Annotated in this window: 17 protein-coding genes; 12 read left to right on the forward strand and 5 right to left on the reverse strand. The window is 57.0% G+C overall.

Features of this window, described 5'->3' with window-relative positions; all coding sequences use genetic code 11:
- Window positions 1–21: 21 nt before the first annotated feature.
- From hslU to H8S56_RS16680, 6 genes are all read left to right on the forward strand, one after another.
- The gene (gene hslU, locus H8S56_RS16655) at window positions 22–1,359 is read left to right on the forward strand and encodes an HslU--HslV peptidase ATPase subunit (protein WP_024688882.1); all 1,338 of its coding nucleotides are present in this window, start codon (window positions 22–24) and stop codon (window positions 1,357–1,359) included.
- 80 nt (window positions 1,360–1,439) lie between these two features.
- Window positions 1,440–1,817, forward strand: coding sequence for a gamma-butyrobetaine hydroxylase-like domain-containing protein (locus H8S56_RS16660; RefSeq protein ID WP_032622925.1), 378 nt, complete (start codon window positions 1,440–1,442; stop codon window positions 1,815–1,817).
- Between the two features lie 368 nt (window positions 1,818–2,185).
- Entirely contained in the window at window positions 2,186–3,865 is a 1,680-nt protein-coding gene (gene phaC, locus H8S56_RS16665) for a class II poly(R)-hydroxyalkanoic acid synthase (protein WP_187519238.1), read from the forward strand.
- A 132-nt stretch (window positions 3,866–3,997) separates the two neighbouring features.
- A complete protein-coding gene (gene phaZ, locus H8S56_RS16670) occupies window positions 3,998–4,855 on the forward strand; it encodes a poly(3-hydroxyalkanoate) depolymerase (protein WP_024694005.1) in 858 nt (285 codons plus the stop codon).
- Window positions 4,856–5,020: 165 nt separating this feature from the next.
- Entirely contained in the window at window positions 5,021–6,706 is a 1,686-nt protein-coding gene (gene phaC, locus H8S56_RS16675) for a class II poly(R)-hydroxyalkanoic acid synthase (RefSeq protein WP_024694004.1), read from the forward strand.
- A gap of 78 nt (window positions 6,707–6,784) precedes the next feature.
- Complete coding sequence (locus H8S56_RS16680) at window positions 6,785–7,399, forward strand: TetR/AcrR family transcriptional regulator (protein WP_024688887.1); 615 nt, start codon at window positions 6,785–6,787, stop codon at window positions 7,397–7,399.
- Between the two features lie 66 nt (window positions 7,400–7,465).
- On the opposite strand, the gene H8S56_RS16685 is transcribed toward H8S56_RS16680, so the two are convergent.
- From H8S56_RS16685 to H8S56_RS16705, 5 genes are all read right to left on the reverse strand, one after another.
- Window positions 7,466–9,142, reverse strand: a complete 1,677-nt coding sequence (locus tag H8S56_RS16685; RefSeq protein ID WP_187519239.1) for an ATP-binding cassette domain-containing protein — start codon at window positions 9,140–9,142, stop codon at window positions 7,466–7,468.
- A 10-nt stretch (window positions 9,143–9,152) separates the two neighbouring features.
- Window positions 9,153–10,337, reverse strand: a complete 1,185-nt coding sequence (locus tag H8S56_RS16690; protein WP_187519240.1) for a YcaO-like family protein — start codon at window positions 10,335–10,337, stop codon at window positions 9,153–9,155.
- Between the two features lie 604 nt (window positions 10,338–10,941).
- Entirely contained in the window at window positions 10,942–11,715 is a 774-nt protein-coding gene (locus H8S56_RS16695; RefSeq protein ID WP_187519241.1) for a phasin family protein, read from the reverse strand.
- A gap of 10 nt (window positions 11,716–11,725) precedes the next feature.
- Window positions 11,726–12,199: a phasin family protein gene (locus tag H8S56_RS16700; protein ID WP_187519242.1), complete on the reverse strand. Its 474-nt coding sequence runs from the start codon at window positions 12,197–12,199 to the stop codon at window positions 11,726–11,728.
- Between the two features lie 154 nt (window positions 12,200–12,353).
- Window positions 12,354–12,632: a polyhydroxyalkanoic acid system family protein gene (locus H8S56_RS16705; RefSeq protein ID WP_187519243.1), complete on the reverse strand. Its 279-nt coding sequence runs from the start codon at window positions 12,630–12,632 to the stop codon at window positions 12,354–12,356.
- Window positions 12,633–12,776: 144 nt separating this feature from the next.
- Between H8S56_RS16705 and ubiE the strand changes: the two genes are divergently transcribed.
- From ubiE to H8S56_RS16735, 6 genes are all read left to right on the forward strand, one after another.
- Complete coding sequence (gene ubiE, locus H8S56_RS16710; RefSeq protein ID WP_024688893.1) at window positions 12,777–13,547, forward strand: bifunctional demethylmenaquinone methyltransferase/2-methoxy-6-polyprenyl-1,4-benzoquinol methylase UbiE; 771 nt, start codon at window positions 12,777–12,779, stop codon at window positions 13,545–13,547.
- Complete coding sequence (locus H8S56_RS16715) at window positions 13,547–14,170, forward strand: ubiquinone biosynthesis accessory factor UbiJ (RefSeq protein WP_187519244.1); 624 nt, start codon at window positions 13,547–13,549, stop codon at window positions 14,168–14,170. Before ubiE ends, H8S56_RS16715 begins: the two co-directional genes overlap by 1 nt.
- On the forward strand, window positions 14,167–15,786 hold the full coding sequence (ubiB, locus tag H8S56_RS16720; protein ID WP_024688895.1) for a ubiquinone biosynthesis regulatory protein kinase UbiB: 1,620 nt from the start codon (window positions 14,167–14,169) through the stop codon (window positions 15,784–15,786). The genes H8S56_RS16715 and ubiB overlap by 4 nt, the downstream gene beginning before the upstream one ends.
- Before the next feature lie 67 nt (window positions 15,787–15,853).
- Window positions 15,854–16,246, forward strand: a complete 393-nt coding sequence (gene hisI / locus H8S56_RS16725) for a phosphoribosyl-AMP cyclohydrolase (RefSeq protein ID WP_003414224.1) — start codon at window positions 15,854–15,856, stop codon at window positions 16,244–16,246.
- A 2-nt stretch (window positions 16,247–16,248) separates the two neighbouring features.
- Window positions 16,249–16,581 (forward strand): phosphoribosyl-ATP diphosphatase, encoded by a 333-nt coding sequence (locus tag H8S56_RS16730; protein ID WP_187519245.1) that lies wholly within the window; start codon window positions 16,249–16,251, stop codon window positions 16,579–16,581.
- A 47-nt stretch (window positions 16,582–16,628) separates the two neighbouring features.
- Window positions 16,629–16,916, forward strand: a complete 288-nt coding sequence (locus H8S56_RS16735) for a twin-arginine translocase TatA/TatE family subunit (protein WP_024688896.1) — start codon at window positions 16,629–16,631, stop codon at window positions 16,914–16,916.
- Window position 16,917 lies beyond the last annotated feature (1 nt).

Consider the following 16,917-nt stretch of genomic DNA (forward strand, 5'->3'; position numbering starts at 1 on the left):
GCTAGAGGACCGTCAATCATTATGTCCATGACTCCCCGCGAAATCGTCCACGAACTCAACCGCCATATCATCGGCCAGGACGATGCCAAGCGCGCCGTCGCGATTGCCCTGCGCAACCGCTGGCGCCGCATGCAACTGCCTGAAGAGCTGCGCGTCGAAGTGACGCCCAAGAACATCCTGATGATCGGCCCGACCGGTGTCGGCAAAACCGAAATCGCCCGTCGTCTGGCCAAGCTCGCCAACGCACCGTTCATCAAGGTCGAAGCGACCAAATTCACTGAAGTCGGCTACGTGGGCCGCGATGTCGAGTCGATCATCCGTGATCTGGCTGACGCCGCGATCAAGCTGCTGCGCGAACAGGAAATCGTCAAGGTTCGTCATCGTGCCGAAGACGCCGCCGAAGACCGCATCCTCGACGCCCTGCTGCCTCCGGCACGCGTCGGCTTCAACGAAGATCCAGTGCAGACCAACGATTCCAATACCCGTCAGCTGTTCCGCAAGCGCCTGCGCGAGGGTCAGCTGGATGACAAGGAAATCGAGATCGAGATCAACGAGGCCGTGGGCGTCGATATCTCCGCGCCGCCCGGCATGGAAGAGATGACCAACCAGCTTCAGAGCCTGTTTGCCAACATGGGCAAGGGTAAGAAGAAGAACCGCAAGCTCAAGGTCAAGGAAGCGCTCAAGCTGGTGCGTGAAGAGGAAGCCGGCCGTCTGGTCAACGACGAAGAGTTGAAGGTCAAGGCGCTGGAAGCCGTCGAGCAGCACGGCATCGTGTTTATCGACGAGATCGACAAGGTGGCCAAGCGTGGCAATTCCGGTGGTGTGGACGTGTCCCGCGAGGGCGTTCAGCGCGACCTGCTGCCGCTGATCGAAGGCTGCACGGTCAACACCAAGCTGGGCATGGTCAAGACTGACCACATCCTGTTCATCGCCTCGGGCGCGTTCCACCTGAGCAAGCCGAGCGATCTGGTGCCTGAGCTTCAGGGTCGTTTGCCGATCCGTGTCGAACTCAAGGCCCTTTCGCCACAGGACTTCGAGCGCATTCTCAGCGAGCCGCATGCGTCGCTCACCGAGCAATACTGCGCGCTGCTCAAGACCGAAGGCCTGAATATCGAATTCAAGCCCGATGGCATCAAGCGTCTTGCGGAAATCGCCTGGCAGGTCAACGAGAAGACCGAGAACATCGGTGCCCGTCGTCTGCACACGCTGCTTGAGCGCCTGCTCGAAGAAGTGTCGTTCAGCGCCGGCGACCTGGCCACCAGCCCGGACGCAGCGCCTATCGCCATTGATGCCGACTACGTCAACAGTCACCTGGGCGAACTGGCCAAGGACGAAGACCTGTCGCGCTATATTCTGTAAACCTGCCCGACGCCTCAGGAGCGCCGCCAAGGCGCTCTTGTGGACGATCAATAGCGCGACAGCACATCGAACCGAACGCCATGACCCAGATCCCCACCGCCATTCAGCTGCACAAAGCCTCCAGAACCCTGACGCTCAAGTACGCGTCGGGCGAGGAATATCATCTGCCCGCCGAGCTGCTGCGAGTGCATTCACCATCCGCTGAAGTTCAGGGCCACGGCAAGCCGATCCTGCAATACGGCAAGCTGAACGTGGGCCTGACGAAAGTGGAACCGGCCGGGCAATACGCGCTGAAACTGACCTTTGACGATGGTCACGACAGCGGGCTGTTCACCTGGGACTATCTGCACCAGCTGGCCGTACGTCAGGAGTCGCTCTGGGCCGATTATCTTCAGGAACTGGAAAAAGCCGGCAAGTCCCGCGATCCTTCCGAGCACGTCGTCAAACTGATGCTCTGACCAGCAAAACCCCGCCCCAGCCGCTCTGGCACGCTTGCGTCGTTTTAGGACGCGCTTTCTAATCCAATTTGTTTCAATGGTCCGCGCAGCGGCCAATGACTGACGCTGCTTGCGATTTTTGCAAATCTCGCGTAACCAATGGCACTGGCAGTTCTTCTGCATCGAAAGATGCACACAAGCGGTATGCAAGGAGTGGCGACACGAAGCGCAGTTGTTCAGCTGCCTTCGCGGTAGCCTGCATGAAAATCGGGGAATGGGTCGCCAAGCCATCTTAGGTCACACGAGCAGTAGTACCGGCTATTCGCCTGTGTCGCTGGTTCACAGGGAAGAAGTGGCGGTACTCGTCTCAGGACAACGGAGCGTCGTAGATGAGTAACACGAAAGACGATGATTTGCAGCGCCAGGCCTCTGAAAACACCTTGAATCTCAATCCGGTGGTGGGCTTGCGCCGCAAGGACTTATTGAGCACTGCGCGCATGGTCTTGCGCCAGGCGATCAAGCAACCGATCCACAGCCTTAAACATGTCGCTCACCTGAGTGTTGAACTCAAGAATGTGGTGTTCGGCAAATCCGCCCTGCAGCCCTCTCCGGACGATCGACGCTTTGCCGATCCGGCCTGGAGCCAGAACCCGCTCTACCGTCGCTACCTGCAGACTTACCTGGCCTGGCGCAAAGAGCTGCACGACTGGATCGGCAACAGCAACCTGACCCCGCAGGACATCAGCCGCGGTCACTTTGTGATCAACCTGATGACCGAAGCCATGTCCCCCACCAATTCGGCCGCCAATCCCGCCGCGGCAAAGCGCTTCTTTGAAACGGGTGGCAAAAGCCTGCTGGACGGTCTGTCACATCTTGCCAAGGACCTGGTGCACAACGGCGGCATGCCAAGCCAGGTCAACATGGACGCCTTCGAGGTGGGCAAAAGCCTGGGCACAACCGAGGGCGCGGTGGTGTTTCGCAACGACGTGCTGGAGCTGATCCAGTACAAGCCGATCACCGAGCAGGTCCACGAGAAGCCGTTGCTGGTGATTCCGCCGCAGATCAACAAGTTCTATGTGTTCGACCTGAGCCCGGAAAAAAGCCTGGCGCGCTTCTGTCTGCGCAGCAACGTGCAGACCTTCATCATCAGTTGGCGCAACCCGACCAAGGCTCAGCGCGAATGGGGGCTTTCGACTTACATCGAGGCGCTCAAGGAAGCCGTGGACGTGGTGCTGGCGATCACCGGCAGCAAGGATCTCACCGTGCTGGGCGCCTGTTCAGGCGGTATCACCTGCACCGCCCTGCTGGGCCATTACGCGGCACTCGGCGAGCAGAAGATCAACGCCATGACCCTGTTGGTCAGTGTGCTGGACACCACGCTGGACACGGACGTCGCGCTGTTCGTCGATGAGCAGACCCTGGAAACAGCCAAACGCCATTCGTATCAGGCGGGCGTGCTGGAGGGTCGGGACATGGCCAAGGTGTTTGCCTGGATGCGACCCAATGACCTGATCTGGAATTACTGGGTCAACAACTACCTGCTCGGCAACGAACCGCCGGTCTTCGACATTCTGTTCTGGAACAACGACACCACACGTCTGCCCGCAGCCTTTCACGGCGACCTGATCGAGATGTTCAAGAACAACCCGCTGACCCGACCCAACGCGCTGGAAGTCTGTGGCACGCCCATCGACCTGAAACAGGTCACCACCGACGTGTTCTGCCTGGCAGGCACCAACGATCACATCACCCCATGGGCCTCGTGCTACAAGTCCGCCCGGCTGTTTGGCGGCAAGACCGAGTTCGTGCTGTCCAGCAGCGGGCACATACAGAGCATTCTCAACCCGCCGGGCAACCCAAAGTCGCGCTACATGACCAACTCCGAACTGCCGCCGACTGCAGACGAATGGCAGGAGAACGGCACCAAGCACACCGACTCGTGGTGGCTGCACTGGCAGACCTGGCAAACCGAACGTTCGGGCAAGCTCAAGAAAGCGCCCACCACCCTTGGCAACAAGACATTCCCGGCAGGCGAGGCATCGCCCGGCACCTACGTTCACGAACGCTAGACTCAAGGAAGAAGGCACGCTGCCGTTCACTATGGAAGTGACCGGCAGCGCTCGTTAGGCGAATGACAGACGTACGATCTGGTCGAAACGCAGGACAGCTTTCCCAGCGGTTTAACCAACAGGGCTTCGCGCATGCCTCTACCGTTTGTATTTCGCTCCATTGACCTGGACGGTCATACCATTCGCACCGCCGTGCGACCTGGCAAGAGTCATTTGACGCCGCTGCTGATCTTCAATGGCATCGGCGCCAACCTCGAACTGGTGTTTCCGTTCGTCGACGCACTGGACCCGGACCTGGAAGTCATTGCGTTCGATGTGCCGGGGGTCGGCGGCTCGTCGACGCCCAAACGGCCCTATCGCTTTCCCGGTCTGGCCAAGCTGGCCGCGCGCATGCTCGATTATCTGGATTACGGACAAGTGAACGCGATCGGCGTGTCATGGGGCGGCGCGCTGGCCCAGCAGTTCGCCCACGACTACCCCGAGCGCTGTAAAAAGCTGGTGCTGGCGGCTACAGCGGCAGGCATGGCGATGGTGCCGGGCAAGCCGCGGGTGCTGTGGTTGATGGCGAGTCCCCGCCGGTATATCCAGCCGTCCCATGTGATTCGCATCGCCCCGGAAATCTATGGCGGTGCGTTTCGGCGCGATCCTTACCTGGCGGCCAACCACGCGGCCAAGGTCCGCTCGTCCGGCAAGCTGGGCTACTACTGGCAGCTGTTTGCGGGCATGGGCTGGACCAGCATTCACTGGCTGCACAAGATCCATCAGCCGACGCTGGTCCTTGCCGGTGACGACGATCCATTGATCCCGCTGGTCAATATGCGCCTGCTGGCTTGGCGAATACCCAATGCCCAGCTACACATAATCGATGACGGACATTTGTTTCTGATCACTCGAGCCGAAGCCGTGGCCCCCATCATCATGAGTTTTCTGCAGCAGGAACGACAACGCGCGGTCATGCACCCGCAACCTGCACCTCCCAGAGCGCGCTGAACCCGTCCGTCATGGTCGAAGGCACTGGAACGCTTCGCGAACAAAAAATGCTTCACCGACTGCGCCGGAGACAGGAGTGTCGAACCGCGCAGAACGACGCTGGCCGCCGGGATGGGGCCTGCGTCAGCCCCTGGGTTGATGGCTTGACGAAGGAGTGTTGCCCTCATGCAAGAAAAACCAAAGAAGGTGGCAGAGATGACACCGACCACCTTCATCAACGTGCAAAGCGCTTTCACGGGTCTGCGCGGGCAAGACCTGTTTTCCACCCTGCGCAGTGTCGCCGCTCAGGGCTGGCGACACCCTTTTCGCAGCGCTCGCCACGCCATGGCGCTAGGCGCCCAGTTGGGGCGCGTGATGGTGCTGGGCGAAACGCCCTATCCGCCCAACCCGCGAGACAGCCGTTTCGCCGACCCGACCTGGAGCAACAACCCGCTGTACCGTCGTGGGTTGCAGGCTTATCTGAGCTGGCAGCATCAGGTCAAACGCTGGATTGATGACTGCGATCTTTCCAAGGACGATCAGGCGCGGGCGCACTTCCTGTTCAACCTGCTCAACGATGCGCTGTCGCCCACCAACACCCTGCTCAACCCGCTGGCAATCAAGGAACTGTTCAATTCTGGCGGCACCAGCCTGATCAAGGGCCTGAGCCACATGGCCGACGATCTGCTGCACAACAACGGCTTGCCCAGCCAGATCACCCGGGATGCGTTCGAGATCGGTCGAACCGTAGCCGCCACCCCCGGCGCAGTGGTGTTTCGCAACGAGCTGCTGGAGCTGATCCAGTACAAGCCGATGAGCGAAAAGCAGTACAGCCGACCGATGCTGATCGTCCCGCCGCAGATCAACAAGTACTACATCTTCGACCTCAGTCCCGCCAACAGCTTTGTGCAATACGCCCTCAAGAACGGCCTGCAAACCTTTGTCATCAGTTGGCGTAACCCGGATGTACGGCATCGGGAATGGGGGCTGTCCAGCTACGTTGAGGCCACTGAAGAAGCCCTGAATGTGTGCCGGGCGATCACCGGCGCTCGTGAGGTCAACCTGGTCGGTGCCTGCGCGGCGGGCCTGACCATCGCGGCGCTGCAAGGCCATTTGCAGGCCAAGCGGCAGATTCGACGGGTGGCCAGTGCGACCTACATGGTCAGCCTTCTGGACAGCCAGATCGAAAGCCCGGCCACCCTGTTCATCAACGAGGAGGCACTGGAAGCGGCCAAGCGACGCTCCTACCAGCGCGGTGTGCTGGAAGGCAGCGACATGAGCCGAGTGTTCGCCTGGATGCGCCCCAATGACCTGATCTGGAGTTACTGGGTCAACAACTACCTGCTAGGCAAGGCGCCACCGCCGTTCGACATTCTTTACTGGAACAATGACAGCACGCGCCTGCCTGCCGCACTGCATGGCGACCTGCTGGACTTCTTCAAGCACAACCCGCTCAGGCACCCGGGCGGACTGGAAGTCTGCGGCACGCCCATCGATCTGCAGAAGGTCACGGTAGACAGTTTCAGCGTCGCCGGGATGAACGATCACATCACCCCCTGGGACTCGGTGTACCGCTCGACTTTGCTGCTGGGCGGCGATCGACGTTTCCTGCTGTCCAACAGCGGCCACGTGAAGAGCATCCTCAACCCGCCCGGTAATCCGAAAGCCAGCTACGTCGAGAACAGCACGTTCAGCAGCGATCCGCGTGCCTGGTATTACGACGCACAGAGCCGGGACGGCAGTTGGTGGCCTGCATGGCTGGCCTGGATTCAGGAGCGCTCTGGCACCCAGCGTGAAACCCGCATGGAACTGGGCAGCGAGAAATACCCGCCCATGGAGGCCGCACCAGGTACTTACGTGCACGTGCGCTGATGGCCTGACCTCAAGGGCCCGCCCGGTAAGGCGCGCCCCTTGCCTTATGATGACGTTGGACTCGAACAAGAAGACTGGATGAAAACCCGCGACCGTATCCTCGAATGTGCGCTGACACTGTTCAATCAGCAGGGCGAACCCAATGTCTCCACATTGGAAATTGCCAACGAAATGGGCATCAGCCCTGGCAACCTCTACTACCACTTTCATGGCAAGGAGCCGCTGATTCTGGGGCTGTTCGAGCGGTTTCAGGCAGAACTTGCCCCGCTGCTCGACCCGCCCGCCGACGCAAGGCTGGGTGCCGAGGACTATTGGGTATTCCTGCACCTGATCGTCGAGCGGCTGTCGCACTACCGGTTTCTGTTTCAGGACCTGTCCAACCTCGCCGGACGTCTGCCCAAGCTGGCGCGTGGTATCCGCAACCTGCTCAACTCGCTAAAGCGCACCCTGGCCTCACTGCTGGCTCGCCTGAAATCCCAGGGCCAACTGGTCAGCGAAACCCAGGCGCTGGGGCAACTGGTGGAACAGATCACCATGACCCTGCTGTTCTCGCTGGATTACCAGCGAATTCTCGGCCGTGAGGGCGATGTGCGGGTGGTGGTGTACCAGATCATGATGCTGGTCACCCCACACCTGCTGCCCACCTCCAGGCAGGCGGCCGAGCAGATTGCGATGGAGTATCTGGGGCGGTAAGGATTGAAGGTTGGGAAGCAAGTTGCTTTACGATTGATGCTTTGTACGCGACCTGATGCGCTAGAGCTATTCGGAAGGAACGACTTCGTTCAGCACGTCTAATACCCTAAGATCACCTTCAAGGTCGCTCCATATCCCATCAGCAATGACAGATCCCTGCTTCATGACAATTACCCGATCAAAAAAAGGAAGCGCTGCAAGATCGTGAGTTGCACAGATCAATCCCTTATGCTGAAAATGAGTGAATAATATTTTCCAGACACGCCATCCCGTTTCCTGGTCTAATGAAGCCGTTGGCTCGTCGAAGAGGTTAAAATCTCCAGGTCGGTTGATCAGCCTTAGTAACGAAAGTCTTTTCGCCTCTCCGCCAGAAATATTTTTGGCACCTTCTGCGATATAGGTGCTTTTTGCCAGTTCGTGCAATTCTAACGACTCAATTGCCGATGCCGCTAAAGAAGATATTTCATATCCAAAAAGAACAGACTGGCGAATATATCCCTCCAGAAAAACAGGGTTTTGCGGGCAGTAGCGAACACGACTCAGGTATTCCTCGATACCTGAGGGTTGCATGGGCAAGTCGTTGGCACTGAGATACTGACGTTTGGAAATTAGCGTACCAGCCAATGTTTCCAAAAGCGTGGTTTTACCTCCACCGCTTGGCCCGATTATCGCGACGGATTGGTCAGACTGAAAACGCAACGGTTTGTTCGTCACCCTTTCCACGCGCGACAGACTCAGGCTGAACAGATGACCCAAAACAGATTGCTGAGAACACGTTATCACGTCATCCAACAGCAACGTTTTTTCCAGCTTTTCTTTGTCAACTCGAAATTGATCAAGTGCTCTATACGCTTCTGCCAATGCACTGAAATTATTCAGTAGCATCCCGGCGATCGAAAATACGGCGACCAGATCGCCGACCGTCAGCCTTGGTGAAACCGACAGTTGATCATAGACACCCCATGCTAACAATCCTGCGACTGACAGTCCAAGGTACAAAATCTTTACAGCACCCAGAAGGGCTCCCGTGCTGGCGACTTTTGTAGCAGCTTGCGCATAACCTGCATAACTCGCATACAACTGTTCAGGCGCTTGATCGCAGGCCTGCTCAAGTTTTATTATCTTCCCGGCCTGAAACGTCTCAAAAAGCTTTGAGGACACGGCGTCCTCTAGTTCGTTGACAGCCATTAGAAAAGGACGCCGCCAGTTTACCAGGCAGCGATAAATAAACATATAGACAATTGACACACCCAAAAGAGCAAAAAATATAGTTACGCCCCCGACAAGCGTAAAAATAGCAGCAATTAACGCCAACTCGATTATTAAGGGCAGCCCTGCCGTGATGACGAATGTCAGAAATTTTTCATGTGCAGTTATTCCTCTCTCCAACGACTTTATCAACCCACCAAGACGTAGAGATGAAAATTGCTCGAATTCTTTCTGCAGTATTTTTGCTGTCCACAGAACAGATTTTTCTTTCAGAATTATCTGTACGAGCTTCACAAGCTGATAAGTTTGCAAGGGATGAAAAGCTGACTGAAGAGCGGTAGCAACGCACAACATAATCAACAGAAAAAAACTGTAGGTTGCGTCGATCGGAGGCGAAGTAGAAAACGTGTCAATAATCCTACCCAGCAGCAGAGCGGGCATTAACACAGCGACCTTTACGAGCACTGTCATGCCCGTTGCGCTGATAAAAAGCGTTCGCTTTGAACGAAGCGTTTCCTTTAAAAAAGCAATCATAGCGCACCTTTTATTGCAACGACTTATTGGCATGCAGTAAGTGTTGCGGAACGACTGGCAGGCCCGCTCTAATCAAGTTAAACCTCTCCAACCCGGGAACATAAATCTGCGTCACTGCACAGCCATTTTCAAAAGCCAGCACCGTACGACTAAGAATCCTGAGCCCTGTGCTCGAAATTTTTTTCATCATATGCCCCATCTGATCAGTCACTGACACTCGACCCGGCGGGGTGAGTCGCTTGCAGGGCAGGTCAATATTCCTAAGCACTTCCAACTGCAACAGTGGTTGTAGCGCAGGTACTTTATGCATCAATGCATAGGCCCTAAAGTCAGTTGCTTTTTCAGACGCGTCAAAAAGCTGAGTCGTTTGCAGAAGCTCAGAAGCGGCTCGTTTTATAGCGATCCTAGGATCCACCGAGCAGCCCGATCCTATTGGGCAAATCGGATATCTTCCATCCGGCCTTTTCGGTAGGGCCATACTAAAATAAACGCCATAAATTGTTTCCACGATTAATATTTTCATCGTTTCAACGGCGGAACGAAAATCGGAGCCTGTGCAGAAAATATCGTCCAGTACGTCTGCGCTTACAGACGCCAGCATTAATCGCTCATGCTGACCACACAGAGACATAAAGATCTTTGAAAGCACGTGCCGCTCTACAACTTCATTGAGACCGTGAAGAAGCGCCTCAGACCTTGAACAACCAAACGCAACGCCTGAATTCGAAGAGTATTTATTAAGAAATGAGAGCTCAGCCTGCGTACAGGCTTTTTCTGTAAGCGGTATATGTGGCATTTGAAGCACTGCCGGAAGCAGCACAGGCGCACCGGACTGCATATCGGTCAACGTCACACAATTAATAACCGAACAGTCACTTGGAAGGTTAGCCACCAACCCATCCATGTTGAGCAAAGGCTGAAGACGAACCGATTTCACAGCGGACTCTACGAGATGCCGAGACCACTCGTAGCTCAATGCATAGTGTTCAATGCCTTCAGCCAATGCACCAATGTCGCAATGATAACCTTTCCCCGCGCCCTCGCTTACCACCTTACCCTCATTATCACTGAGTACACAGGTTGCAACTGTTTTCGATGAATTTTCATACTCTAGTGAAGCAGACAACGATAAAGAAGAAGTCGCTTGCAAGATTTTATCTCTCGCTGCCGCAGGTACGTACTCTCGTTCAAACATAAAAACTCCAGACTGGAAAGGCTTGGGGAGTGCCCCAAGCCTGCCTTACAGCGATACCGAATTAATCAATAAAATAGAATTGATTTTCACTCGGCAGGAGATGACCCAGCGCATCTTGACTTTGATTCATCGGGTCAATTGAAATTTCCGAACGTCGTCTTCCCATTATTATTGCTCCATAAGATTTTAAGTAGTGGTGACAATCACCTTACTCGTACACGCGGTGCGAGTGAGATATTAGTAACATCGACACCAGAATCCTCATAGGCCCATTGGACGCCCTGCAGTCCGACAAAACTGTAGGATAATTCCCTGGCCACGTAGGACGCCAAGCTTAAACCTATGAACAATCAAGCAAATCACTGTAGGAATGGCTAAACAAACTCTGTCTTATTATTTTAAATTCATCACTAACTTTACATACGGACGATCCAACTCAGTGCCGACCATCCGTTTTCTTCACACATGCACCGAGACCTGTAAGCAATCTATTTAAGATCTTGCCGGACGTGGAAAGTAGAGTCTCCACAAGGACTATCAGTAAGCGCCGCACAACAAAAAGCCCGACCTGCGAAGCAGGCCGGGCCTTGGCGTTCCGGTCTTCTTACGAAGGCTGGTTGGCTGGCGCTTCCGACGAAGGCGCTGGGGCGGCAGCGGGTTTAGGGCTGTCTTCCCTGACCGACGCTGCAGGCTTGGGCGCTGCGGCTTTTTTGACTGCCGGCTTTCTCGGCGCAGCCGGCTTGGCAACGTCCTTGGCTTTGCTTGCCGTTTTGGACGCGGCTTTCTCGGCTACGTCCAGCGGCTTGGTCGCTGCCTTTCTGGCTGCCGGTTTGGCCGCTGCTGCTTTATCCGCCGCTTTGTCTGCTGTCTTGGCGACGACCTTGGCTGCTGCTTTCAGCGGTTTGGCCGTGGTCTTGGGAGCAGGCTTGGGCGCGGCCGCAGCGCGCGAGACCACTGGACGCGCCTTGGCACCCGTCAGTTGCTCGATCTGCTGAGTCAGTTGGTCGACCTTGCTGTGCAACGCCTGCACTTCGTTACGGCTCGGCACGCCCAGACGCGAAATGGCGCTGTTCAGGCGTTTGTCGAACGCACCTTCCAGCTCACTCCACTTGCCCAGCGCCATGTCTTTTACATCACCTACGCGGGATTTGGCCGCCTTGGTGGTGTCCTTGACGTCGTCGATCTGTTTCTGCGCTTCGGCCTTGGTCTGCTTCTCGGCCTTCTCGCCGTCTTTTACCAACGTCTCGAAAAGCTTATTGCCGTCATTGCTTATCTTGGAGTAAGCGCCCAAACCAGCCAGCCAGATTTGGCGAGAGTACTTCTCAACCTCGCCAATCCAGGAGCTGCCTTCTTTTTCTACCTTTTTCTTGCCAGCCATCCTGTTCTCCTTATTGTCCAGGCTCGGAACGTTCGAGTCGTTTAGGCTCGGAGCGTTCGAGCTTTTTAGGCCCGACACGTTCAAGCAATGCCGTCAGCTCATCGAGCTTAGCAGAGAGAGAGTCAACATCATGTTTAGATGGGATACCGATCCGGTTCAAAGCCTTGGCGACGCGACGATCGAAAGCACTTTCGATCCGGTCAAGCTGCACCTCGACGCGACCCTTGACCTCTGACACTTCGCCTTTGATCGAATCTATCTCGCTGTTGGCGGCTTCGAGTTTTTCATCCAGGACTTTTTTGGCTTCTTTCTCTGCCTGTTCCCCGGTCTTGATCAGCTCTTTGACATACTGCGCGCCTTCCTCATTGACCTTGGAGTAGGCGCCCAGGCCAGCCAGCCAGATTTTACGGGCATACAATTTGACGTCGGAAAAGGTGGAAGCCTGTTCGTTTTCGATTTTTCTCTTGATGGTCGCTCTGGCCATGGTGCACCTCATGCTCGAAAGTTGAAGGAACCGCCCTTTTTTACAGGGCATGAGGTCAAAGCTACGGACAAAAATTAGAATGCTCACCCTAGGGTGATCAGAAAGAAACAGCGTCCGGTGGCGTTCCGAACCCCGACAGGCAGGCAATCGCGACTCAGGCAGCCAGTGCCTTGTCCAGTACACGCTCGACCTCGGACTTGATCGAGCCGCTCATGGCCGACAGGATGAAGTTCAGCTCGATCCTGATGCGAATCAGCGCTTCTTCGACTTCAACCCGACCCTTGGCACCCTTGCCTTCAAGCTTCACGGTGTCGCCAACCCATTCATGAGCCAGACCGTACTTGTCGGCCAGCTTCTCCACCAACTGTTCTGCGCGCGCGCGTGCCTGTTCCCGGCCCAGGGAATGAGGGCGTTCAACAGTTATCTTGGCCATGGGGGCGTTCCTTGATCGTCGGATGAAATGCGGCGCAACTATATACATCCGCCTGCATCCAAGAAAGCGTTGGCGGTGAGCCTTGTCAAGACAAAGCCAGCCTTGACGATTAGAATGGCCCGCAATCTATTCCGGTGAAGCGATATGAACGATCAGCGCAAAGGCAGCGATGCCGAACCTACGACTCACTTCGGTTACAAAAATGTACCGGAAAGCCAGAAGGCAGACAAAGTCGCTGAGGTATTCCACTCGGTAGCGGCCAAATACGACCTGATGAATGACCTCCTGTCGGGTGGCATGCACAGGCTCTGGAAACGTTTTGCCATCGAACTTTCGGGCGTTCGTACCGGCAACCGCGTGCTCGACATCGCGGGTGGCACGGGTGACCTGACCCGCAAGTTCTCCACGCTGGTAGGCCCTACCGGTCACGTAGTGCTGGCCGACATCAACGCCTCGATGCTCAAGGTCGGCCGCGACCGCCTGCTCGACCTGGGTGTAGCGGGTAACGTTGAGTTCGTTCAGGCCGACGCGGAAAAGCTGCCGTTCCCGGACAACCATTTCGACTGCGTGACCATCGCCTTCGGCCTGCGCAACGTGACGCACAAGGAAGACGCCCTGCGCTCCATGCTGCGCGTGCTCAAGCCCGGCGGTCGTCTGCTGGTGCTGGAATTCTCCAAACCGACCAATACGCTGATGTCCAAGGCCTATGACGCTTACTCGTTCGCGTTCATGCCGCTCATGGGCAAGCTGGTGACCAACGATTCGGAGAGCTACCGCTACCTGGCTGAGTCGATCCGCATGCACCCCAACCAGGAAACCCTGAAGTCGATGATGGTAGAAGCCGGTTTCGACCGCGTGACCTACCACAACATGACCTCAGGCATCGTGGCCCTGCACCGCGGCATCAAACCGTAATGCTGTTTCGGGGGCTGCTCGCCAGCGTCGAGCACGGCATCAACCGCGTATTGCGTCTGGACAGCACGGCATTGCCGCGTCTGGCGCGGTTATCCGGCCATGTGATCAAGATCGACTGCCGCGATCCGTCCCTGAAAATCTTCATTCTGCCCAGCGACGAGGGCCTGTTGCTTGCCCCCGAGTGGGCGGCCGACGCCGATTGCACCCTGCGTGCCCCGGCCTCAAGCCTGCTGCGCCTGGCACTGAGCAAGGACAAGACTGCGGTGCTGCATGGCCCGGAAGTCGAACTCGATGGTGATAGCGGTGTACTGCTGGAACTGGTCGGTGTCCTTCAGGATCTGGAGCTGGACTGGGAGCACGAACTGTCACGCTGGCTCGGCCCGGTCGCCAGCCAGTTGCTGAGTGGCCATTTGCGCAGCCGTGCGCGCTGGACGCGTGATAGTGTGGCGAGTCTGAGCCAGAACGCCGCCGACTACTTCAGTGAAGAGTCGCGCACGCTGGTCGGCAAGCATGAAGCTGAAGCCCGTTTTGCCGAACTCGACCGGATCAAACTCGATCTGGAACGCCTTGAGGCGCGTTTTGAGCGCCTTGCCCGATCCCTCAATTCCAGCGATAACGCATGAAGCTGCTTGCCGTCCGCCGTCTGTTTCGCATTCAACGTGTCGTTATCCGCTACCGCCTCGATGACCTGTTGTTCGCCCTGCCCCTGCCATGGTGGATGCTGGCGGTGCGATTCGTGCTGCCTTGGCGCTGGCTGCCGCGCAGCAAGTCGGAGCTGAGCCGGGGCGCACGCTTTCGGCTGGCTTTGCAGGATCTGGGGCCGATCTTCATCAAATTTGGTCAGTTGCTGTCGACGAGGCGCGACTTGCTGCCCGAAGACATCGCCGACGAACTGATGCTGTTGCAGGACCGCGTACCGCCGTTCGACCAGAATCTGGCGATCAAGCTGATCGAAGAACAATTGGGCGCGAAGATCTGCGATGTGTTCAGCCGTTTCGATGAAACGCCACTCGCGTCGGCCTCGGTCGCCCAGGTGCATGCCGCTCGCCTGAAGACGGGCGAAGAGGTCGTGGTCAAGGTAGTGCGTCCCGGCCTGAAACCGATCATCGGCCAGGACCTGGCGTGGCTGTTCATCCTGGCCCGCACCGCTGAACGCCTCTCTGCCGATGCACGTCTGCTGCACCCGGTTCAGGTGGTGATGGACTACGAGAAGACCATCTACGACGAGTTGGACCTGCTGCGCGAAGCCGCCAACTCCAGTCAGTTGCGCCGTAACTTCGAAGGCTCGGAGCTGCTGTATGTGCCTCAGGTCTACTGGGACTGGTGCCGTCCGAAAGTGCTGGTCATGGAGCGCATCTACGGCGTTCAGGTGACCGATCTGGCGACCCTGGCCGATCAGCGCACCGACATGAAACTGCTCGCCGAGCGGGGCGTGGAAATTTTCTTCACCCAGATCTTCCGCGACAGCTTTTTTCACGCCGACATGCACCCGGGCAATATCTTTGTCAGCACGGTCAGCCCCTGGAGCCCGCAGTACATCGCCATCGACTGCGGCATCGTCGGCAGCCTTACGCCTGAAGACCAGGATTATCTGGCCCGCAACCTGTTTGCCTTCTTCAAGCGCGATTACCGGCGTGTGGCCCAGTTGCACATCGATTCGGGCTGGGTGCCGGCGGAGACCAAGCTCAACGAATTCGAAGCGGCGATCCGCACCGTGTGCGAACCGATTTTCGAGAAGCCGCTCAAGGATATTTCCTTCGGACAGGTATTGATGCGTCTGTTCCAGACCGCCCGACGCTTCAACATGGAGGTCCAGCCACAGCTGGTCCTGCTGCAAAAGACGTTGCTCAACATTGAGGGCCTGGGTCGCCAACTGTATCCCGAGCTGGACCTGTGGAGCACCGCGCAACCCTATCTGGAACGCTGGATGCGCGAGCGTGTGAGCCCCAAGACGCTGGTCAGCAACCTGCAATCGCAGGTCGAGCAGCTACCGCACATTGCCAACATGACCCGCGACCTGCTGGAACGTCTGTCCCGCCCGCATGCCTCCGACCCGCCAAATCCGTGGCGCGAGAGCAAGGATGGCTGGGCTTTGCGCCTCATCGGCTCGGCCTTGCTGGCTGGCGGCGTCATACAAGGCTGGGTGATCAGCGAAGCCGGCACGCAGCTGCCCACGCTGGCCGCCTGGCCTGCGGCGATCATGCTGATTGCGGGCCTGTATCTGATCGTTCGCCGATAGCCAGCAGCGCATGGCGCTGGCACACTGTTCAACCCGCCGGACCTCAAGTCCGGCTGCCGGAGTAGATATGAAAGACTGGCTGGACGAGATTCACTGGAACAGCGACGGTCTGGTGCCTGCAATTGCCCAGGACCACAAGACCGGACGCGTACTGATGATGGCCTGGATGAACCGCGAGGCCCTGAGCCTGACGGCTTCCGAGAATCGTGCAATCTATTGGTCGCGTTCGCGTGGCAAACTCTGGCGCAAAGGTGAAGAATCGGGTCATGTGCAAAAGCTGCATGAACTGCGCCTGGACTGTGACGCCGACGTCATTATCCTGATGGTCGAGCAGATCGGCGGCATCGCGTGCCACACAGGTCGCGAAAGTTGCTTCTACCGAGTGTATGAAAACTCAGGCTGGAAGACCGTAGACCCGGTCCTGAAAGATCCTGATGCCATTTACCACGCAGGCCATTGAACATGACTGATACGCTGTCCCGCCTGGCCGAGGTGCTGGAATCACGCAAGGATGCCGCTGCCGACAGTTCCTATGTCGCCAGCCTGTATCACAAGGGTTTGAACAAGATTCTGGAAAAACTTGGCGAAGAGTCGGTTGAAACCATCATTGCCGCCAAGGACGCTGCCCTCAGCGGTGATTGCAGCGACGTGATCTACGAAACGGCTGACCTGTGGTTTCACAGCATGGTAATGCTGGCAGCGCTGGGTCAGCATCCACAAGCGGTGCTCGATGAACTGGATCGCCGGTTCGGGCTGTCCGGTCATGCGGAAAAAGCCGCTCGCACAGCAGACTGACTGCCTTCCCCTTTTGAGCTTGAAGAATCTTCTACGAGGACTGTTTCATGGGTATTTTTGACTGGAAACACTGGATCGTCATCCTGATCGTCGTGGTACTGGTTTTCGGTACCAAGAAACTCAAGGGTCTGGGCACGGACGTCGGCGAATCGATCAAGGGCTTTCGCAAGGCCATGAACGACGACGAAAAACCGGCTGATCAGGCATCGCCGCAACCACAGCCGCAGCCTCAACAGCCCTATACCGCGCCGCAGGGCTCGCCCCTGAATCAGCCGCACACCATCGACGCGCACGCGCACAAAGTCGAAGAGCCGACCCGCAAAGACCAGGTTTAAG

This window comes from Pseudomonas triticifolii (genome assembly GCF_014358015.1).
Lineage (GTDB): Bacteria > Pseudomonadota > Gammaproteobacteria > Pseudomonadales > Pseudomonadaceae > Aquipseudomonas > Aquipseudomonas triticifolii.